The following is a 281-nucleotide window of genomic DNA, read 5'->3' as shown; positions in this document are numbered from 1 at the left end:
CCATGCCGGAGTCTTGCTGATAAGGGGTTTCGCCCAGTTTGGGGAACCAGGTCTGATCGTCGGTGAACACCAACAGATGACCGTCTGCCGAATGCTGGTGATGCCAGGCGATGCCGTCCTCGGCGCATAAACGTTGGACGAGTTCGAAGTCGCTTTCCCCATATTGCGTGCAGTACTCGCGCTCGGGGCTGGTGCTGACATGGAAGGTAAACGCATCGGCCTGAACGCCGTGACCTTTGAGCACCTGAGCAATGATTTGCGGCACCGTCAGGTGCTGGAAA

General features: G+C 57.7%; 1 protein-coding gene. It reads right to left on the bottom strand.

Translation table 11 applies throughout. The features are described from left to right. A partial coding sequence (locus QK293_RS27545; RefSeq protein WP_282383544.1) for a contractile injection system protein, VgrG/Pvc8 family occupies positions 1–281 on the bottom strand: 281 nt, incomplete at both ends.

The sequence above is a fragment of the Pseudomonas sp. AL03 genome (genome assembly GCF_029960815.1).
GTDB lineage: Bacteria > Pseudomonadota > Gammaproteobacteria > Pseudomonadales > Pseudomonadaceae > Aquipseudomonas.
The sequence above is the reverse complement of the archived record's forward strand: the minus strand, read 5'-3'. Positions and strand labels throughout refer to the sequence as shown.